Source organism: Terriglobia bacterium, assembly GCA_032252755.1.
In the GTDB taxonomy this organism is placed as follows: Bacteria; Acidobacteriota; Terriglobia; order Terriglobales; family Acidobacteriaceae; genus JAVUPY01.
In genome coordinates, this window is record JAVUPY010000063.1 from 15,049 (window position 1) to 35,137 (window position 20,089).

15 protein-coding genes and 2 tRNA genes are annotated in these 20,089 nt (G+C 59.0%); 2 read left to right on the forward strand and 15 right to left on the reverse strand.

Annotated elements, in window-relative coordinates; translation table 11 throughout:
* Positions 1-59: 59 nt before the first annotated feature.
* Positions 60-1,790, reverse strand: a complete 1,731-nt coding sequence (locus ROO76_14940; GenBank protein ID MDT8069459.1) for a winged helix-turn-helix domain-containing protein — start codon at positions 1,788-1,790, stop codon at positions 60-62.
* A gap of 232 nt (positions 1,791-2,022) precedes the next feature.
* On the opposite strand from ROO76_14940, the gene ROO76_14945 reads away from it, so the two are divergent.
* Entirely contained in the window at positions 2,023-3,648 is a 1,626-nt protein-coding gene (locus tag ROO76_14945; protein MDT8069460.1) for a 5'-nucleotidase C-terminal domain-containing protein, read from the forward strand.
* A gap of 280 nt (positions 3,649-3,928) precedes the next feature.
* Positions 3,929-5,086, forward strand: coding sequence for a hypothetical protein (locus ROO76_14950; GenBank protein MDT8069461.1), 1,158 nt, complete (start codon positions 3,929-3,931; stop codon positions 5,084-5,086).
* Between the two features lie 103 nt (positions 5,087-5,189).
* Here ROO76_14950 and ROO76_14955 read toward each other — a convergent pair whose 3' ends face one another.
* The 14 genes from ROO76_14955 to tuf all read right to left on the reverse strand — a co-directional run.
* Positions 5,190-5,546 (reverse strand): hypothetical protein, encoded by a 357-nt coding sequence (locus ROO76_14955; protein MDT8069462.1) that lies wholly within the window; start codon positions 5,544-5,546, stop codon positions 5,190-5,192.
* Between the two features lie 6 nt (positions 5,547-5,552).
* Positions 5,553-5,960: a VOC family protein gene (locus tag ROO76_14960; protein MDT8069463.1), complete on the reverse strand. Its 408-nt coding sequence runs from the start codon at positions 5,958-5,960 to the stop codon at positions 5,553-5,555.
* Positions 5,961-6,099: 139 nt separating this feature from the next.
* Positions 6,100-10,305, reverse strand: coding sequence for a DNA-directed RNA polymerase subunit beta' (gene rpoC, locus ROO76_14965; GenBank protein MDT8069464.1), 4,206 nt, complete (start codon positions 10,303-10,305; stop codon positions 6,100-6,102).
* A 250-nt stretch (positions 10,306-10,555) separates the two neighbouring features.
* Complete coding sequence (gene rpoB / locus ROO76_14970; protein ID MDT8069465.1) at positions 10,556-15,031, reverse strand: DNA-directed RNA polymerase subunit beta; 4,476 nt, start codon at positions 15,029-15,031, stop codon at positions 10,556-10,558.
* Between the two features lie 696 nt (positions 15,032-15,727).
* Positions 15,728-16,111 carry a 50S ribosomal protein L7/L12 gene (gene rplL, locus ROO76_14975; protein MDT8069466.1) on the reverse strand — a complete coding sequence of 128 codons (384 nt, stop codon included), beginning with the start codon at positions 16,109-16,111 and terminating at the stop codon, positions 15,728-15,730.
* Between the two features lie 264 nt (positions 16,112-16,375).
* Positions 16,376-16,912 carry a 50S ribosomal protein L10 gene (gene rplJ, locus ROO76_14980; protein MDT8069467.1) on the reverse strand — a complete coding sequence of 179 codons (537 nt, stop codon included), beginning with the start codon at positions 16,910-16,912 and terminating at the stop codon, positions 16,376-16,378.
* Positions 16,913-16,963: 51 nt separating this feature from the next.
* A complete protein-coding gene (rplA, locus tag ROO76_14985; GenBank protein ID MDT8069468.1) occupies positions 16,964-17,674 on the reverse strand; it encodes a 50S ribosomal protein L1 in 711 nt (236 codons plus the stop codon).
* 106 nt (positions 17,675-17,780) lie between these two features.
* The gene (gene rplK / locus ROO76_14990; protein ID MDT8069469.1) at positions 17,781-18,212 is read right to left on the reverse strand and encodes a 50S ribosomal protein L11; all 432 of its coding nucleotides are present in this window, start codon (positions 18,210-18,212) and stop codon (positions 17,781-17,783) included.
* Between the two features lie 102 nt (positions 18,213-18,314).
* A complete protein-coding gene (nusG, locus tag ROO76_14995) occupies positions 18,315-19,007 on the reverse strand; it encodes a transcription termination/antitermination protein NusG (protein ID MDT8069470.1) in 693 nt (230 codons plus the stop codon).
* Positions 19,008-19,059: 52 nt separating this feature from the next.
* A complete protein-coding gene (secE, locus tag ROO76_15000) occupies positions 19,060-19,320 on the reverse strand; it encodes a preprotein translocase subunit SecE (protein MDT8069471.1) in 261 nt (86 codons plus the stop codon).
* A gap of 104 nt (positions 19,321-19,424) precedes the next feature.
* A tRNA-Trp gene (locus ROO76_15005) sits at positions 19,425-19,500 on the reverse strand.
* A 50-nt stretch (positions 19,501-19,550) separates the two neighbouring features.
* Positions 19,551-19,703, reverse strand: coding sequence for a 50S ribosomal protein L33 (rpmG, locus tag ROO76_15010; protein MDT8069472.1), 153 nt, complete (start codon positions 19,701-19,703; stop codon positions 19,551-19,553).
* A gap of 93 nt (positions 19,704-19,796) precedes the next feature.
* Positions 19,797-19,872, reverse strand: a tRNA-Asn gene (locus tag ROO76_15015).
* Between the two features lie 77 nt (positions 19,873-19,949).
* The coding region (gene tuf / locus ROO76_15020) for an elongation factor Tu (protein ID MDT8069473.1) at positions 19,950-20,089 on the reverse strand (140 nt) is incomplete at its 5' end.

Below are 20,089 nucleotides of genomic sequence, written 5' to 3' on the forward strand. Positions count from 1 at the left end.
AAATTCCGAATGACGAAGACGAAACGTCTAAGGGATGGCAGGGCGCGGAGATCTCCGGATCAGGGCTCAAGACCCATTTTTCGTAGCAGGATTGCGAAACGGGGATCGCTGCGAATTGGATCGAGAAAACCATAGCTTTTGATGGGCATGATGAGTTGGTCACACTCGTCGACGGCGCGGTCGAGCCACTGGAAGGCAGTATTGATTTGTCTGAGGCCTAAGTGGATCCACGCGAAGCAGGTTGGTGGGACATATCCCGTCGTTGCTTTCTCGTGAAGACGGCGGAGCACCTCACGAGCTTCATTGGAATGGCCACAGCTCGTAAAGGTCAGCCCAAGCCATCCCAGCATCATCGGGGCGTCGCAGGTCAGGTCGGCCGCTCTCCGCAGACTGGAAATGGCCTCATCACACCGATTGAGATAGCGCGCGGCAACTCCCACGACGAAGTTCCCCTGCCCGGAGGAGGGATCGATCTCGAGCAAGATGCGGCCCTGTTCTACTGCGCGCTCAAACTCTCGATTGAGGGTGAGCGTGATTCCGAGCCAGAGCCTCGCCCAGACTGACAAGGGATCAAACTCGAGAGCTCGCCTGAGCGTCTCGATGGCCTCTTTCAGACGACCATCAGGCATGAGTTCGCTGACCGCATATCTCGTAAGAACGACCGGCGAATTCGGGTCGAGGCGCAGAGCCAGCGCCATCTCGCGGTGGACTTCGGGCCAGTTGTAATCGATAGCCTTATGGAATTGGCCGACGAGGGCATGTATCTCGGCGCGGGTATTGTCAATCTCCAAGGCTCGCATGGCATGCGCAAGTCCGATCGAGAAGGCCTTTCGGGGCGGCATGAAACCGAGATACCCCTGGTACCAGTAGAGTTCGGCAATCGCGTCGAGGACGGGGGTGAAGTCGGGATCGCGAGCAATGGAGTTCTCAAAATGCCGCAGGGCAGCGGCAGTCCTCTCCGGGGTTCCCATCGCGATCGATCGGCCCTGGATGTATTCGCGATAGGCAATCAGATCGCGAGTTGGCATGTGGGAAGCGTTCAAGGTCAGCGCACGCATTCCCATTCCGAGTTGAGCCGCGATGTCCGTGGCGGCCCTCAGCTGCAGCGCCAGAAGATCATTCCAGAGCGCTTCATACTTGCGCGCGAAAACGTGGGTTTCGTCTCGCGCGCGTACGACCTGGATGTTGAGTTCACCATTGTGACTGGAGCGGCGGATGGCGCCCTCAACGGCATAGTCGACGGCCAGTTCGCGTCCGATGCGGGCAACCTCCTTGCGAGTGGTCTTGTAGTGCATCGCTGTCGTACGGGCGATGACGGCGAGGCGCTCCGGGGCGAGGGATGCTAGCGCGGTAATGACCTCGTCGGTCATTGCATCGCACAGGTACTCCTGCGCCGGATCTCCGGTCATATTCACAAACGGCAGAACGACCAGGCGCAGCGGTTTTCCCGACTGCGTTGTTGGTTCGGGAAACTCCTGCACATCGGCGATGAAGCGGTAACCGCGCTTGGGGAGAGTTTCGATAAAGGAAGGATGTTCCGCGGAGTCGCCGAGGGTTTCGCGCAGTTGCGCAATGGCGGTATTCAAGTTGTTTTCGAAATCGACGGACACCTCGTCGCTCCAGATGTGGCGCTGAAGGTCGTCGCGAGAGATTACTTGACCGGGGTGTTCGAGGAGAAGATCGAGGATTTGGAAAAGTTGATATCGGAGCCTGATCTTCGCTCCGCATTTGCGGAGCTGACCGGAGTCCAGGTCGGCTTCATAGGAACCGAAGCGAACGACGTGGGGCATGATGGCGCTCCTGCCCTGATGCGGCAAAGCCTACGCCCAATCTAATCCGGGGTCAATGATTAAGCCCTGCGCTATCAACCGCCTGCGCTTTAAGGAAAATTCAAGACGCTTTCAAGACGCCCTCCATTCATTAACTCCACCGATCGCCGCAGAATGGCCCTCGATCCGGCTCCCAATGAGTTTCCTTCCCCCACAAGCCTGCCCCGTGAGCTAGCAGGCCAAGGAGCATGTAATGAGAAATCACCAGAGACGATTCATCGCCCAACTTATTACGGCAGCGCTCGTGGCATTGGCACTATGCCTGACCGTCGTTCCGCCTGTCGCAGCCCAGTCTGCTCAAATAACGTTACTTCATATCAACGATACTCACTCTCACCTCGACGCATGGGGACCAAAGGATGCAAACCTCGACGGAACGTTGGGTGGGCTGCCGAAGGCGGCAGCAATCATCAACGCGGAGAAGACCGCGGATCTTCAAGCGCTTTTTGTTTATGGCGGCGATTTCATGGAAGGCGATCTGTTCTTCCGCGACTACCTGGGCGTGCCGGAGCTGAGCTTGCTTAGATCGCTTGGCCTGGACGTGATGGTGCTCGGGAATCACGACTTCGTCGCTGGGCCGGATTTCCCGGCGAGTGTGTTTCAATCGGCCTGGCCGACCGGCGGCGTGCCGGTCGTGGGAACAAACCTCGTCGTTCCCACGAACTCTCCACTCTATCCGTGGGTCACGCCGTGGGTGATGAAAGAGGTGAACGGAGTGAAGGTCGGGATCATCGGTATCACGGTTCGAAACGCTCCGCGAGAGAACAATGCACCGCTAGGTCATCCCGCACCGGTGACCGTTCTGAAATATACGGTGGATCCGGTTCCGGGAACGGTAGCTGCGCTGCGCTCGGCAGGCGCACAAGTGATCATCTGCATCGCGCACATCGGGATGGTCTCGGCCCGCGACCTCGCAACGAAGGTTCCCGACATCGATGTCATCGTGAATGGGCATGATCATGCGGTATTGGAGCAACCGGAGAAGGTGGGCAAGACGCTCATTATTTCCGCTGGCGACCACTACCGGTACGTCGGACGGTTGCGCCTGGCGGTGGCCGGTTCCCAAGTGAGCCTGGTTGACTACGCTCTCCTCAGCGTGGATGAGACCGTGACACCATTGGCATCGGTGCAAGCGGAGATCGACAATTTGAAGGCGGGCATTGTTGCGCGCTACGGCGACGTGTATCACCAGAGGCTTGCGGTCGCGGACCCGGACCTCACCGCGCAGTTCAATCCGAATAAGGCAAAGCGCGATACCGCGCTGGGGAATCTGTATACAGACGCGTATCGAGGGTGGACGGGAACGGACGTTGCGATTGAGGCAACGGGCTGGCTGGGAGACGATTTTCCTGCTGGTCCGATTGTCGGCGCCGATGTTTTCCGCGGGATGAGCTACGCGGAACCTGCGCTTGGCAAGTCTACCGCGACGCCGTGGCGGCTCGTCACCTTCCGCACCAGCGGCGCCACATTACTGGCGGTTCTTGAAGCCACGATAGCGCTGGGAGGCGATTACTTCCCGCAGGTTTCAGGCATGCGGCTGGATTACGATTCCTCGGCTTCAGCCGGTAGCAAGATTCTGGCTGACACTGTGCACCTGGGCGGGAAGATCCTGGCTCCCGATCAGTTTTACAGCGTGACGGTTACCGAAGGCACCTATGGCGCGCTACTTTCCCTCAAGGTGCCGATGCAGGACGTACAGTTGGTACCGGTCTCCGCGTTCGACGCCACGCGTCTGCTGGTTGCTTCGCGAGGCACGCTTGGATTGGCTACGTCGAACCGGATAAGGGATGTTGCGGGGAAGTTCAAGAATGACGAATGAAGACCTGAATTGATGATTGACGATTTTCGAAGTGGCGACTGAAAACCACTGTTTACGATTGGCCGATCGGCTCAAAAACGCCCGCGGAACCGAAGGGCATGAAATCGGAGGCCGATGAATTCTGCCCGGGTGCTTCTCTGGATTTCGAGAGTAGGTCTGTAAACGTCAGCGCACGATAGTGCTTCTGAACGAATAGCACGTTGTTTCTATTCATTTCAGGGGGTCTATCAGCGTGAGCGGGTGTCTACGTCGAACTCTGGCTGTCGTCTTAACTGTATTTTTGAGTGCTCTGCTTCTGGGGCTTGCAGCTTGCGGAAACAAGACCAGTTCTTCGTCCGGAAATAATAGTGGAACGAACGGGACTGACAATGGAAGCGGCACAAACGGCGGAAGTAGTAGCGGATCGGGCAATGGTGGGGGCACAAGCGGCGGAGGAAGCGGGAGCGGCCAGGCGGCCGCAACTTACCTCTATGTTGCGAATGCGGGTCCGGACAACAACTACTTTACCGAGAGCAGCACGCCGGAGACGATCAGTATCCTCAAAGTCGATCCGAATACCAGCCAGATGACCCTGGTGGGCGGGTACGGCGACGAATCGAAGTGGATCGCGAACCAGATCCTGGTAGCGGGCCAGTGGGTACTCGCGTCGCGCGGCACGGGCGCGGCTTTCTCCGAGATGAAGATCGATTCGTCGACCGGCGAACTCAGCGATCAGAAGGATCTCACAACAGGCCAGCTATTCACAGTCAGTCCGGACGGAAAGTTCGTGGTACTGCTTGAAAATGGGAACTTCACTTCCTACTCGATTGACCAGAGTTCTGGCGCGCTAACGAAAGTAAGTTCGACCGCGGAAACGTGCTCGGCGGTGCCGGTGGTCTCGCAATGGGACCCGACCGGGCAGTACTTTGCTCCGCTGAATTGTGATGGGACCGTGGTGAAAGTGTCGTCGACGGGACAGATCTCGGCGAATGCAACCAACGCTGATCAACTGGATGCGAGCGCGCAGCCCGTTGGGTTCAACACCAGCGGTACGCATTTCGTCGCGGTGAAGAAAGTTGACCAGGGCGGACAGGTTCTGATCTATGACTTCGATCCGAATACCGGCTCGTTGACGTTCTCGGGAAATGGACCGAGCTTCGGCGACGGGACTAGCTACGCGATTGGTGGTGATTATCTTTACGTGCGTGGCGGAACAGGGACGATCTACAAGATGGGTGGTACTCCGTTTGGGGTCACGGATACGGGGCAAACGTTCAACGCGGTCAGCGGATGGAGTCAGCCGTTCATCGTGGACCTGCAGAGCAACACGGCGTTCATCGTTCAGCCGCAGTCAAACCAAGTCAGTTCTCTGCGAGTGGGATCAGACGGCGGATTGAAACTGGTGGATAGCAAACCGACCGGGACCGCACCCTGGGTGATGGCGGTGGCACATTTCTAGAACAACAATTGAGGAGTGACGATTTTCGCATTGAAGATTGAAAAGACCCACATCTGTTGAATGCGGCAGATGTGGGTCAGAGAACGTGTTGATACGGTCTCGGTTATGCCGGGGCCGTTTTTTGTTGGCGGAAATAGGCGTTTGCGGCGGGGCGAAGAAGGACGTAGGCGAAGATCGCGAGTATGAGTGTATGCACCGCGACCTGGCTCCAGGAATTCCAGAAGCTGATGGTGAGGTGGAAAGCGATCCAGAGGAGGGCGACCCAGCGCGCCCAGTCGTGGCCACGGAGCACGTAGATGCCGGCGATGATGGCCAGGAGGCGGATGAGGAGGACGGCGATGTACTCGTATGGGAAGGGGTGCCAAGTTTTTGCGTCGGTGATGTGGTAGGCGATGCCGGCGGTTCCGGAAAGGATCAGCAGACAGGCGATCAGGGTGATGGAGAGAGGGCGTTTAAGCATGTCAAGCTACTCCAGGATTCTTCCGATCAACCATATGTGCCCGAAGGGGTCGATGACAGCTCCTTGAAGAATTCGACGGATGGGCCGTGGTCCACTCATCTCATATGCATCCTCCGTCACGGGGCTGTGCTCTTTGGCTCCTGTGGCTAACGCTCGATGGTGCACGGCGACCGGATCGTCCACGAAAAGTTCAATCCGCACAGTTGTGAATTCTGCGGAGTCTGGGGAGCGGGTACCGTATTGTGGCGATTCGTGTGCGAGGAAAAATTTTGCGCCGGCGATTTCGAGACCTGCGACGCAATCGGCTCCGCTGCCGAGTTTCCATAGGAGGTCCGCACCGAAGGCACGCTGGTAGAACTCGATCGCGGCGCTGCCATCCCGTACGGCCAGCATGGGGGAGATCTGAATTGGCATCGGAGGAGAATACCATCTCCTCTAATTAGAGGCCCACATCTGCTAACTGCGGCAGATGTGGGGCACGGATATCTCATTATTCGCCCAACGAAAAGCCCCGCCTAGCGGGGCTAGACGGGGCAGGCAGAACCAGAAACAACTACTCGGTAGTGAGTTCTTCCGGTTCGTTCTCGCCTTCGTGGCGCATGAGTTCGAGCGCGCGTTCTGCTTCTTCGTACTCGCGCGTGATTTCCTCCTGCACCTTCTGGGCCTGCTCCTCGAGTTCGGGAGCGAGGCGAACGTTGCGGTAGTACTCCATGCCGGTGCCGGCCGGGATGAGACGGCCGACGATGACGTTTTCTTTCAGGCCGCGCAGGTGATCCAACTTGCCGCTGATGGCGGCTTCGGTGAGCACGCGCGTGGTTTCCTGGAAGGACGCTGCCGAGATGAAGCTGTCGGTGGAGAGCGAGGCCTTCGTGATACCGAGGAGCAGCGGACGGCTGGTAGCCGGCTTGCCGCCGTCGGTGATCGCCTTCTCGTTCTCTTCGCGGAAGCGGAAGCGGTCGACGACTTCTTCGAGCAGGAACTGCGTGTCGCCCACGTCTTCCACCTTCACCCAGCGCATCATCTGGCGAACGATGACTTCAATGTGCTTGTCGCTGATGGTCACGCCCTGGAGCCGGTAGACTTCCTGGATTTCGTTGACCAGGTAGCCCTGCAGTTCCTTCTCACCGAGCACGGCGAGGATGTCATGCGGGTTGAGCGGGCCGTCCATGAGAGGCTCGCCAGCGCGCACGCGCTCGCCTTCCTGCACGTTGATGTGAACGCCGCGAGGTACGGAGTACTCGCGTTCGGTTCCGTCGTCTCCGACCACGTAGACCTTGCGCTGTCCCTTGCTCACTTCGCCGAACTTCACGGTGCCATCGATTTCGCTGATGACGGCGGTTTCGCGTGGCTTGCGGGCTTCGAACAGCTCAACCACGCGCGGCAGACCGCCCGTGATGTCCTTGGTCTTGGTAGTTTCGCGAGGGATCTTCGCGAGCACATCGCCCGGGTGAACCTCATCGCCGTCCTGCACCATGAGGTGAGCGCGGCTCGGCATCAGGTAGCGCTTGTTGGTCTTGGCGCCCTTGATGACGATGGCCGGCTGGCGCTTCTCGTCGGGTGAGTCGACGACAACCAGGCGCGAGAGGCCGGTGACTTCGTCGACTTCCTCGTGGAGCGTCATGCCCTCGTGGAGGTCCTTGTAAGAGACGGTGCCGCCGATTTCGGTCAGGATCGAGAAGGTGTACGGATCCCACTCGACCATGACCTGGCCGAGAGTGACCGGCGTTCCTTCTTCCACCTTGACGCGAGCGCCGTACACGACCTGGTAGCGCTCCTTTTCGCGACCTTTCTCGTCGACCACGACGATGGAGCCCTGCCGATTCATCACGACCAGGTCGCCCGCCTTGGAACGGACGGTCTGGAGGTTGATGAAGCGGACGATGCCGTTGTTCTTGGCGTCGAGGCGCGACTGCTCGCTGACTCGCGATGCGGTACCGCCGATGTGGAAGGTACGCATGGTGAGCTGCGTGCCGGGTTCGCCGATGGACTGTGCCGCGATAACGCCGACAGCTTCGCCGAGTTCGACGAGGCGCCCGGAAGCCAGGTTGCGGCCGTAGCACATGACGCAAACGCCACGACGCGATTCGCAGGTGAGCACGGAGCGAATCTTGACTCGCTCGATACCGGCGGCCTGAATCTGGCCGGCGAGATCTTCCGTGATCTCCTGGTTGACGTCGACGATGACGTTGCCTTCGTAGTCCTTGATCTTCTCGAGCGAAACGCGGCCAACGATACGGTCGCGGAGAGGCTCGATGATGTCGCCAGACTCGACGATGGAACCGACGTAGATGCCGTCGACCGTTCCGCAATCGTACTCGGAAACGATGACATCCTGGGCTACGTCGACGAGGCGGCGAGTGAGATAACCGGAGTCGGCCGTCTTGAGAGCGGTGTCAGCCAGACCCTTGCGGGCGCCGTGCGTCGAGATGAAGTACTGCAACACCGTGAGACCTTCACGGAAGTTGGCAGTGATCGGCGTCTCGATGATTTCGCCCGACGGCTTGGCCATGAGACCGCGCATACCGGAGAGCTGACGAATCTGCTGCTTCGAACCACGAGCGCCGGAGTCGGCCATGACGTAAATCGGATTGATTTCGCCTTCCTTATCCTTGCGCTGCATGGCCGAGAACATCTCGTCGGCCACCTTTTCGGTAATCGCGGACCAGATTTCGATAACCTTGTTATAGCGTTCACCGTTGGTGATGGCGCCGTCCAGGTACTGCTGCTGCACGCTGACAACGGCCTTTTCGGCGTCTCTGACCACCCCGGCTTTGCTGGGCGGGATGACCATGTCGTCGATGCCGATGGACAGACCGGCACGGGTTGCATACGAGAAGCCCAAACCCTTGATCTCGTCCAGCATCTTGACCGTGGTCTCGAGACCGAACTTGAGGTAGCAGAAGTTCACCAACTGGCCGATGCCCTTCTTCTTGAGCAAGCCGTTGATGTAGGGCATGCCCGGTGCAGCGGCGCGCATGCGATCGTTCAGGATGGCGCGACCGACGGTGGTGTTGATGAACTGACGGTTTATCGTGACCGAGTCGGTGTGCATCACGTCCTGATCGTCGTAGGCGGTGGTGAGATCAACGACCTCGCCGCTATAACGCAGGCGGATCGGGCTCAGGGTTTCGACCTCACCGGCTTCCTTGGCCAGGATCACTTCTTCGAGGTTCGCGAATGCGCGGCCTTCACCCTTGGTGCCCTTGCCTTCCTTGGTCAGATAGTACATTCCGAGCACCATGTCCTGGGTAGGAACGGTGATCGGCTGACCGGAGGCGGGCGACAGGATGTTGTGCGACGCGAGCATCAGCACGCTGGCCTCGACCTGGGCTTCCGGAGACAGCGGAATGTGAACCGCCATCTGGTCGCCGTCGAAGTCGGCGTTGAACGCGGTGCAGACCAGCGGGTGAATCTTGATGGCCTTGCCTTCCACCAGCACCGGCTCGAAAGCCTGGATGCCGAGACGGTGTAGGGTTGGAGCGCGGTTCAAGAGCACCGGATGATCCTTAATGACCTCTTCGAGGATGTCCCAAACGATGGGTTCCTGCTGCTCCACCATTTCCTTGGCCTGCTTGATGGTGGTGCAGTGGCCGGTCTGTTCGAGCCGGTGATAGATGAACGGCTTGAACAGCTCGAGAGCCATCTTCTTGGGCAGACCGCACTGGTGCAGCTTGAGTTCCGGACCGACGACGATAACCGAGCGGCCCGAGTAGTCCACGCGCTTGCCCAGCAGGTTCTGACGGAAGCGGCCCTGCTTGCCCTTGAGCGTGTCGCTGAGGGATTTAAGCGGGCGATTGTTGGCGCCACGCAGCACGCGTCCGCGACGGCCGTTATCGAACAGGGCGTCGACGGCTTCCTGCAACATGCGCTTTTCATTGCGCACGATGACTTCAGGAGCGTGCAGATCCATCAGCTTCTTGAGACGGTTGTTACGGTTGATGACGCGGCGATAGAGATCGTTGAGATCGGACGTCGCGAAACGGCCGCCATCGAGTGGAACGAGGGGACGCAGTTCCGGCGGAATGACCGGAATCACGTCGAGAATCATCCACTGCGGTTTGTTGCCGGACTTGCGGAAGGCTTCCACGACCTTGAGGCGCTTGGCGTACTTGAGCCGCTTCTGGAGCGAGCTCTCGTTGCGCATCTTCTCGCGAAGCTCGACCGACATGGTGTCGACGTCGACGCGCTTCAGAAGTTCCTTGATTGCTTCGGCGCCCATCATGGCCTTGAAGCCAGACGGACGGTGCGCCTGGTCGAGTTCGCGGAACTTGGCTTCGTCCTTGATGATCTCGCGTTCCTTTACCGGAGCTTCGCCGGGCTCTACGACAACGTACGCTTCGAAGTAGAGAACGGACTCAAGGTCGCGGAGCGAGATGTCGAGGATGTGCCCGATGCGGCTAGGCAGTCCCTTGAAGAACCAGACGTGCGAGCACGGTGAGGCCAGTTCAATGTGGCCGAGGCGTTCACGGCGAACCTTCGACAGCGTGACTTCGACGCCGCACTTGTCGCAGATAACGCCGCGGTGCTTCATGCGCTTGTACTTGCCGCAAAGGCATTCCCAGTCCGTTACGGGACCGAAGATGCGTGCGCAGAACAAGCCGTCGCGCTCCGGCTTGAACGTGCGGTAGTTGATCGTTTCCGGCTTGGTCACCTCGCCGTGAGACCAGGAGCGGATCTTCTCGGGCGAGGCTACGCTGATACGGATGGCATCGAAATCCGTGATGTTGTTGCCGAGATCAAATGGGCTCGAGCGGTACAAATTGCCTCCTCCCTGGATGGCTGTGAGGGCCTCCAGGACTTGCAGCCTTTCGCGGCTGCACGGCGGATCCGAAATCAGTGGCCTGCTGCCAGTTGCTAGTTGCCGGTTGACAACCGATCGCTTGCAGTGGCCTCAATCTCCGCACATCGTGTTTCGGAACCTCCACGATGGCGCTAATCCAAAACTCTTCGCGTCAGCGCCGGGGCAGTTGCCGTTCCGACTGGAAGCGGCAACTGGAACCGGGAACTGATTAATCCGCTGCCATGGGAGCCTGAGGCTCGGGCAGCGCACGCTCTTTCGCCTTGATCAACTCGACATCGAGGCAGAGCGACTGCAATTCGCGGATGAGCACGTTGAACGACTCGGGGACGCCGGGTTCGATGGCGGCTTCGCCCTTCACGATGGCCTCGTAGATCTTGGTTCGGCCATAGACGTCGTCCGACTTTGCCGTCAGCAGCTCCTGCAGGATGTAGGCAGCGCCGTAAGCTTCCAGTGCCCACACTTCCATTTCGCCGAAGCGCTGTCCGCCGAACTGCGCTTTGCCGCCCAGCGGCTGCTGGGTGATGAGCGAGTACGGACCGATGGAACGCGCGTGAATCTTGTCGTCCACCAGGTGCGACAGTTTGAGCATGTAGATGTAACCGACCGTGACCGGCTGTTCGAAACGCTCGCCCGTCATGCCGTCGAAGAGGACCGTCTTGCCCGCGGTAGGCAGGCCGGACTGGTCGAGCAACGACTTGATCTCGGCTTCCTTCGAACCGTCGAACACCGGCGATGCGAAGAAGGTTCCTTCCTTCATTCCGTCGGCGACCTTCAGGAGCGTGTCGTCATCGACGTCGAGCAATTCGTCGACAAACGCCGTGTCCTTGAATAGGTTCTTGATCTCGCGACGGATGTGGTCGGCCTTGCTGTTCTCAGCGAGGAGCTCGCTGATTTTCTTTCCGAGCTCGTGTCCGGCCCAGCCAAGGTGCGTTTCGAGAATCTGGCCGACGTTCATACGGCTTGGCACGCCCAGGGGGTTGAGCACGATCTCCATCGCGGTTCCGTCTTCGAGGTACGGCATGTCCTCTTCGGGCAGAATGCGGGCGATCACACCCTTGTTACCGTGGCGGCCGGCCATTTTGTCGCCGACGCTCAGCTTGCGCTTCATGGCAATGTAAACCTTCACCAGCTTGATCACGCCCGGTGGCAGCTCATCGCCCTTCTGCAGCTTTTCGATTTTTTCGCGGACGATCTTGCGCAGAACGTCGATCTGACGCGAGGTCATTTCCTCGATCTCGTCGATCTGCTCGTTCACCCGCGGATCCTTGTCGTTGTACTTGATGCGCTTCAGATTGCGGGTCGAGATGCGCTCGATCATGTCGCGGTCGAGAATGGTGCCCTTTGTCAGGAGGCGTATGTTGGTGCGCTCGTCGTGCAGGTCAGCCTGCACTTCCTTGCCACCCAACAGTCCTTCGAGACGCTTGAGGCGCTCGTCGGTGAGAATTCGAATCTCATCCGAGAGGTTTTTCTCGAGCCGTGCGACCTGCTCGGCCTCGATCTGCTTGGCGCGCTCGTCCTTTTCCTGTCCCTTGCGGGAGAAGATCTTGACGTCGACGATGGTTCCCTCGATGCCCGGCGGGCAGTAGAGAGAAGCGTCGCGAACGTCGCCGGCCTTCTCGCCGAAGATGGCGCGGAGCAGTTTCTCTTCCGGCGTGAGCTGGGTTTCGCCCTTGGGCGTGACCTTGCCGACCAGGATGGAACCCGCCTTCACGGTCGCGCCGATGCGGATGATGCCGCTCTCGTCGAGATCGCGCAGGGCGCTTTCACTGATGTTCGGAATGTCACGCGTGACTTCTTCGGGACCCAGCTTGGTATCGCGCGATTCGATTTCGAATTCCTCGATGTGGACGCTGGTGTAGTAATCCTCTTTCACCAGCTTTTCCGAAACGAGGATGGCGTCTTCGAAGTTGTAACCGCGCCACGGCATGAAGGCCACGAGCACGTTGCGCCCGAGCGCCAGCTCGCCGTTGTCCGTGCAAGGACCGTCGGCGATCACCTGACCCTTCACCACGCGCTGGCCTTTCTTCACGACCGGCTTCTGGTTAATGCAGGTGTTCTGGTTCGATCGCTTGAACTTCGTAAGCGAGTAAATGTCGCTACCGACTTCACGCGACAGCTGCGTCGGATGATGCTCGCCTTCGACGCGCACGATGATGCGCTCGGAGTCGACCGAATCGACGAGGCCGTTGCGGCGTGCGAGCACGACCGCGCCGGAGTCGCGAGCGGTGACGCCTTCCATGCCGGTGCCCACGATGGGGGCTTCGGCGCGGAGGAGCGGAACCGACTGGCGCTGCATGTTCGCGCCCATGAGAGCGCGGTTGGCATCGTCGTGCTCGAGGAACGGAACCAGCGAGGCGGCGACGGAAACCAACTGCTTCGGGCTGACGTCGATGTAGTCGACGTCGTCGCGGCTGATGAGAACGAAGTTGCCGGCCTTACGGGCGTTGACGAGTTCAGCGACGAGACGGTTCTTCTCGTCGAGTTCGGCGTTCGCCTGGGCGATGACGTATTTATCTTCTTCCCATGCGGAGAGGTAGAAGGAGAACGGCTCCCACTCGATCGGCTTTTTGCGACGGCCGCGCAGGTCTTCGTTGGCCTTGAGGATCTCGGCCTTCTCGACGTGATCGCCGACCTTGAAGTCGCTGTCGCCGGAGTTGACGACGGAGACGTAGTCCATCACACGTCCGCCCTTGACCTTGCGGTAGGGCGACTCGATGAAGCCGTAGTCGTTGATGCGCGCGTAGCAACTGAGCGACGAAATGAGGCCGATGTTCGGACCTTCCGGCGTCTCGATTGGGCAGATGCGGCCGTAGTGCGTCGGGTGAACGTCGCGAACCTCGAATCCGGCGCGCTCACGCGACAGACCGCCCGGCCCGAGTGCGGAGAGACGACGCTTGTGCGTGATCTCCGACAGCGGGTTGGTCTGGTCCATGAACTGCGACAACTGCGAAGAACCGAAGAACTCGCGGATGGCTGCCATAACCGGCTTGGCATTCACGAGGTCGTGCGGCATCGCCGTCGACATCTCCTGGTACACGCTCATCTTTTCCTTGATGGCGCGTTCCATGCGGACGAGGCCGATGCGGAACTGGTTCTCCATCAACTCGCCGACCGCGCGAACGCGGCGGTTGCCGAGATGATCGATGTCATCGACGGCGCCGATGTTCTTGCGCAGCTTGAGCAGGTAACGGATGGTTCCGTAGAAATCTTCCGGCTCGAGGGTGCGGTTGTGACGATCGGTCGCGTCGGCGTTGTCGAACAGCTTGATGTTGAACTTCAGGCGGCCAACGGCCGAGAAGTCGTACTTGCGCGGATCGAAGAACATGCCGTGGAACAACGCGGTTGCGGTGTCCAATGTCGGCGGATCTCCGGGGCGCAGCTTGCGGTAGATTTCGATCAGGGCTTCCTGCGGCGTCTTGACGGAATCGCGGCGCAGCGTCTGGCTGATGACTGTGCCCACGTCGTCTCGCTCGGGGAAGAACACCTGGATCTCACCAACGCCGGCATCAAGGAACTTCGAGAGTTTGTCGGCGGTGATTTCGGTGTTGGCTTCCAGCAGGACTTCGCCAGTGTTGGTGTCAACGACGTCGGAGACAGTGAATGCGCCTTCGAGATCACCGAGTTCAACTTCGATCTCGCTGACCTTGGCCTTCTGAATTTCCTTCAGGACGGAAGCCGTAACTTTGCGTCCGGCGTGAGCGATCTCTTCGCTGCCCTTGGCGACACGGTGCGAAAGCTTCAGTCCGAGCAGGTTCGTCGGACGTTCGACACCGGGTTCCAGGGTCCAGTAGAGCTTCTGATCGCGCAGAACGATGCGATCGACGGTGTAGAACGTGCGCAAAATCTCCTCGTCCGAGCGCAATCCGAGGGCGCGCAGGAAGATAGTTCCGAGGAACTTGCGCTTGCGGTCGATGCGGACGTAAAGGACGTTCTTCTGGTCGTATTCGAACTCCACCCACGAACCGCGATACGGAATGATCTTGCCGAGGAAGTAGGTGCGGTTGTTGGCGGTTTCAAAGAAGACGCCCGGCGAACGGTGCAATTGGCTGACGATGACGCGCTCAGTGCCGTTGACGATGAAGGTGCCATTGTTGGTCATCAGCGGAATATCGCCGAAGAACACTTCCTGCTCTTTCATGTCGCGCAGGTGCTTGGCGCCGGTCTCGGCGTCTTTTTCGAAGACGGAGAGGCGCATGGTCACCTTGAGAGGAGCGCTGTAAGTCATGCCGCGCTCTTCGCACTCGGCCACGTCATACTTCAGTTGCATGCCGACCGGGTCACCGCACTTGGTGCAGAAGTCGGGTGTATTGGCGTTGTAGGTGCCGCACTTGGTGCAAAGCACGTCGCCGGGGTGGAACGGATCGGTGACTACGGTTGCGCCGCAGTTCTTACAAGTGGTGCGCAGGTGATGCAGTCCCTTTAGGTGACCGCACTTGCACTCCCAGTTCCCGATTGCGTAATCGACGAACTCCAACTGGGCTACGCCCCGGAAATCGGAGATCGGGAACACCGACTGGAATACCGCCTGCAAACCCGCATCATCACGTTCACTCGGCAGACGGTCCATCTGCAGGAAGCGGTCGTAAGAACGCTTCTGTACTTCGATCAGATTGGGGATCTGAATCGTCGCCGGGATCTTCGAGAAGTCGAGTCGCTTGCGGAAGGGTAGTTTCTTTTCAGCCATTAGTAGAACTCCTGAGTTGTGCCGGAAGTGCCTTCCGCCCTTACCGGCCGCGCCGCTCGTTGACGACGCTTTGTCCTAACTTCGAATACTTGCTGCTGGCGCGAAAAACCGTTGACGGTGCGGCTCCTGCGCGGGTTCCGCATCCCGGAACATCTCGCAACGGAGCAAAAACGCGCTTAGCCCGCGAGGAACAAGATTCCCCGTGGGCGCCGTTCAATGCGTCCTTAGACCTTCCCTTTTGAAGGAAGAGATTTCGTTTGTGTCTTCCTGCGCCAGTTTGTGCTTGGCCTGTTCCCAGCCTGGTGGTGCCAGGCTGCCTGCCACTCTCAATTCGACCACGCAGTGTTGGGAGTTCCCACGTTCTGTCTCCCTTGGACAACTGCGCCTGCCTGCCAGGGAATTCCGCGATCCGGCGATGGGGGTCGCTCACTTCCCGGCGGCAGCAAAGTTCTGTAACGTCCACCAACGTCACAGCCACTTCGCGGCACCTCCACGCCCGGAATCTCCCTCACGGGAGTACCAACTGGGGAGGGCCGACCTGCTCACCGCACCGCCAAATCCGGGAGCAGGGTAAAACGGGATCCGCGGGCGCGAACCCGTGTATCTGCTTGGATTCACGCCAGCGGCATTTCGATTCAAAAGACTCGGTGAAAGCCCACATCTGCCGAAAACGGCAGACGCGGGGTACCGAGAGAACTACTTAACTTCTACGGTCGCGCCAGCTTCCTGGAACTTCTTCTGGATGGTTGCTGCTTCGTCCTTCGACACGCCTTCCTTCACGGTCTTGGGAGCGCCATCCACCAGGTCCTTCGCTTCCTTCAGGCCAAGGCTGGTGACTTCGCGGACAGCCTTGATCACGTTGATCTTGTTGGCGCCGGCGGCGGTCAGAACGACGGTGAATTCCGTCTTCTCTTCCGCCGGGGCCGCGGCAGCCGCGCCGCCAGCCGCGCCGGCAACCATGACCGGGGCAGCGGCCGCAGCCGACACGCCAAGACGACCTTCCAACTTCTTCACCAGTTCAGCCGCTTCGAGCAGCGACAAACCAACAATCTGTTCTTCCAACTGCTGCAGATCCGCCATTTTCATTCTCCAATTCGAATTCGTTATTCGTTGTGTGTTTCGATTTCGTTACCGCCAGAGCCTATGCTCGAAGCCTGCGAGTGGCCGCCACGCAATCACTGCGTTGCTTGGACCCGCTCCGGTCAAGACCGAACCCTCTGCCGTCGCGCCAGACAGTCGCAACAGACGAAGCACGCCCCACAACGGATAACGGAAATCTTTGGACTGACTTTCATCAGCCCGAACTTGTTAAAGAGCAGGCACTCTCGTGAGAGAGGCCGGAAGCTACTGCGCTTCCTTGAACTTCTTTTCCTGTACGCCCTGGTTTACGACGACCGCGAGGTCGCGTCCAGTCGCGTTCATCACGGTGACCAGGCGCTGCGCCGGAGCGTTGAGCAGGAACAACAGCTTGCTGTAGAGCTCTTCCTTGGAAGGCAGGCTCGCCAGGGCGTTGATCTCTTTGGCCTCAATGACACGCCCTTCAACGACGCCGGATTTGAATGTGAGTTCCGGGTTGTCCTTGGCGTACTTGGTGAGGGCTTTGGCGAGCGCAACGATGTCGCCCTTGGTATATGCGATCGAGGTGCGACCGGCGAGGTCCTTCAGACTCTTCTCGAAAGCGGTGCCCTTCACGGCACGCTCTGCGAGAGTGTTCTTGACGACGCGGTACTTGCCGCCGGCGTTACGAACCGCCTTGCGCAGCTCGAAATCCATTTCGACGGTCAACTTGCCGAACTCTGCAACGATGCCGCTGTTGACGTCCTTCAGCTCGCTGGTGAGTTGATCGACCTGTTCAATCTTTTTCGCTTTTGTGACAGCCATGTCCGAATCCTTTGTTGCAGCCGTGGGCTGCGGAATCTGTTCTACGCAGCCTTACGCCTTAGCGGCGGCCTCCTGGGCCGTTGTGTCCAGCTGGATGCCGGGGCCCATGGTGGAACTGATGTAGCAGGCCTTGATGTACTTACCTTTGGCGACAGCCGGCTTCGCCTTGATCACGCTGCTGATGACGGTGTTGGCGTTGTCGACCAGCTTGTCGGCGGTGAAGGAAATCTTGCCGACGGGGACGTGAACGAGTGCCGTCTTGTCGGTGCGGAACTCGACTTTACCGGCCTTCACTTCGGTGACGGCCTTGGCGATGTCCATGGTGACCGTACCGGTCTTCGGGTTTGGCATGAGGCCGCGGGGGCCAAGTACCTTACCGAGTTTACCGACGGAACGCATCATGTCGGGGGTCGCGACGACGGCATCGTAGTCGGTCCAGTTTTCCTTCTGGATCTTCTCGACCATGTCTTCGCCACCGACGAAATCGGCACCGGCCGCTTCGGCTTCGCGGAGTTTGTCGCCGGAAGCTATGACGAGCACCTTCTTCGACTTGCCCAGTCCGTGCGGCAGAACCACGGTGCCGCGCACCATCTGGTCGGCGTGCTTCGGATCGACTCCGAGGCGAAGCGTGACCGAGATGGTCTCGTCGAACTTGGCGAACTTCACCTTCTGCAAGAGCTGTATCGCATCCTGCAGGACGTAAGGACGGGCTTCGACCTCCTTACGCGCCTTCTCGATATTCTTTCCTGGTTTCCTTGCCATTTTGGCTCCTGTCTCCCACCGCGCGACGTTGGATTGCCGCGCCGTGGTGTTTTCGACTAACTGCTGACTACCCACCCTGTCGCTGCGCGACAAGGGGGCACAAACCTTACGCGGTGACCTCAATGCCCATGGAACGCGCGGTTCCCTTGACGCTCTTGATCGCGGATTCCAACGAGGCAGCGTTGAGGTCGGGCATCTTCTGCTTGGCGATGTCGGCGACCTGCTTTTCGGTCACGGTGCCGACCTTTGTCTTGTTGGGTTCGCCAGAACCCTTCGCCACGGCGGCGGCGCGCTTCAAGAGGATCGAGGCGGGCGGCGTCTTCGTGATGAACGTGAACGAACGGTCACTGTAAACCGTTACGACGACCGGAATAATGAGTCCGGCCAATTCCTTGTTCTGCGTCTTTGCGTTGAACTGTTTGCAGAACTCCATGATGTTGATCTGCGCCTGACCGAGGGCGGGACCAACCGGCGGCGCCGGGGTAGCCTTGCCCGCTTCGATCTGCAGTTTTACGGAACCTGTGACCTTCTTTGCCATCGCTTCAATTACCTTTCGTATCCGGTTCCCGCTTCGCCTTTCGGTTCGGCCCCGAGTCTAGGATTTTCGGCCCGGGTCAGGTAGGAACCGTTTGTTAAATCCTTAACTGAGAACCTTTTCTACCTGGCCGAACTCGAGTTCGACAGGGGTACTGCGTCCGAAGATGGTGACCATGACTTTCAGGGTCTCGCGATCTTCGTTGACTTCGTCGACCACGCCGGTAAAGGTCGTAAAGGGACCGTCGGTTATGCGGACGGACTCGTTCTTCTCGTACTTGACCTTGAGCTTCGGCTTCTCCTTGCTGTCGGCGACGCGGTAAACGATGTGGTTGACTTCTTCCTCGCTGAGCGGCGTCGGATCGTTCGCGGTGCCAACGAAGCCGGTGACGCGGGGCGTCGATTTAACCACGTGCCACACGTGATCGCCTTCGCCGCCGGTACGGAACCCTGTCAGATCCATTTCGACCAGCACGTAGCCGGGATAGAACATGCGCTCCGAGGTGTACTTCTTGCCGCCACGAACCTCGGTGACCGACTCGGTCGGGATCAGCACTTTGCCGATTTTTCCTTCGAGGCCGAAGGCGTGAATACGAGACTCCAGCGACTCACGAACCTTGCGCTCGAAGCCCGAATAGGTGTGGACGATGTACCACTTCATGTTCGGGTTCTTGGGGGGCTCGGTAGCCGAAGTGGAACCTTCCGTTGGAGGCTGGGCGGGCGTATCGCCCGACCGTTCAGCCGCCTGCTCTTCGCGGGGTTCCTGCTCGTCGTGATTATTTTGATTAAGCTCTTCCATACCTTCTCATTCCGTCCGCGGCGACAATCGATGGCGCGGAACAGAGTTCTCGTTATCGGTGTGCCAGGGTTCGGAACACCCAGTCCAGACCGTGTCCGATCACGCCGTCAACGACAAAGAAGTAAATCCCGAAGAGGAAGACGGCGATAATGACGACCGTCGTGGTCGACTGCACCTCTTTCATGGAGGGCGTGGTGACCTTCTTCATCTCATTGCGGGTGTCGTTGTAGAACGCCTTGATCCGCTGCGGCCAACTCTTTAACCGTCCGGCGAGACTGTTCTCTTCCATACTTGCCACTGCCGCCTTAGCCATTTCAATCCTTCACGACCCGAGTTGCCGAGTCACTCTGACTTTGGACCCCCAGGTCTACTTCTACTTCACTCACCGATCGTGCGTCCCACGATACCGAGAGTTGATGGCAGGGGCGGAGGGATTCGAACCCCCAAGTCCGGTTTTGGAGACCGGCAGTTTAGCCGTTGAGCTTACGCCCCTGTGTCTCCCTGCTACCGCGCCGCACACAAGCAAACGGGATATCCGTCCGCTTATTTCACTTCCTTGTGCGGGGTGTGCTTGCGGCACTTCCGGCAGAACTTGCTGAACTCAAGACGCTCGGTGGTCGTCTTGCGGTTCTTGGTCGTTGAATAATTCTTGTCTTTGCACTCAGTGCACTGCAGCTGACAAATTTCGCGGGGCATTGCTACTCCTCTTAAGTTTACTTTGCAGGCTTCTGCAAAGCCTTGCCCGGGTCGAAGCCCGGGAATCGGCCGATACTCTGGCCGAGCTACATCTGGCTGTGGCGGTAGGATTCGAACCTACGATAGCCGCATTAACAGTGCGGTGCCTTACCAACTTGGCTACGCCACAATCAAATTCGTTAAACCAAACCTCTTGGTGCCCACATCTGCCGCGGTTGGCAGATGCGGGAGTCATCCGATTCTTAACTACGCGATGATCTCGGTGATGGTACCGGCGCCCACCGTTCGTCCGCCTTCGCGGATTGCGAACCTGAGCCCCTTTTCCATTGCCACCGGCGTGATCAACTCGATCTCCAGCGTCACGTTGTCGCCAGGCATCACCATCT

Excerpts from the sequence above, each read along its gene's own strand:
- ROO76_14940 (MDT8069459.1), bottom strand. The coding sequence starts at position 1,790 with ATGCCCCACGTCGTTCGCTTCGGTTCCTATGAAGCCGACCTGGACTCC.
- ROO76_14945 (MDT8069460.1), top strand. The coding sequence starts at position 2,023 with ATGAGAAATCACCAGAGACGATTCATCGCCCAACTTATTACGGCAGCG.
- ROO76_14955 (MDT8069462.1), bottom strand. The coding sequence starts at position 5,546 with ATGCTTAAACGCCCTCTCTCCATCACCCTGATCGCCTGTCTGCTGATC.
- ROO76_14960 (MDT8069463.1), bottom strand. The coding sequence starts at position 5,960 with ATGCCAATTCAGATCTCCCCCATGCTGGCCGTACGGGATGGCAGCGCC.
- rpoB (MDT8069465.1), bottom strand. The coding sequence starts at position 15,031 with ATGGCTGAAAAGAAACTACCCTTCCGCAAGCGACTCGACTTCTCGAAG.
- rplL (MDT8069466.1), bottom strand. The coding sequence starts at position 16,111 with ATGGCGGATCTGCAGCAGTTGGAAGAACAGATTGTTGGTTTGTCGCTG.
- rplJ (MDT8069467.1), bottom strand. The coding sequence starts at position 16,912 with ATGGCTGTCACAAAAGCGAAAAAGATTGAACAGGTCGATCAACTCACC.
- rplA (MDT8069468.1), bottom strand. The coding sequence starts at position 17,674 with ATGGCAAGGAAACCAGGAAAGAATATCGAGAAGGCGCGTAAGGAGGTC.
- rplK (MDT8069469.1), bottom strand. The coding sequence starts at position 18,212 with ATGGCAAAGAAGGTCACAGGTTCCGTAAAACTGCAGATCGAAGCGGGC.
- nusG (MDT8069470.1), bottom strand. The coding sequence starts at position 19,007 with ATGGAAGAGCTTAATCAAAATAATCACGACGAGCAGGAACCCCGCGAA.
- secE (MDT8069471.1), bottom strand. The coding sequence starts at position 19,320 with ATGGCTAAGGCGGCAGTGGCAAGTATGGAAGAGAACAGTCTCGCCGGA.
- rpmG (MDT8069472.1), bottom strand. The coding sequence starts at position 19,703 with ATGCCCCGCGAAATTTGTCAGCTGCAGTGCACTGAGTGCAAAGACAAG.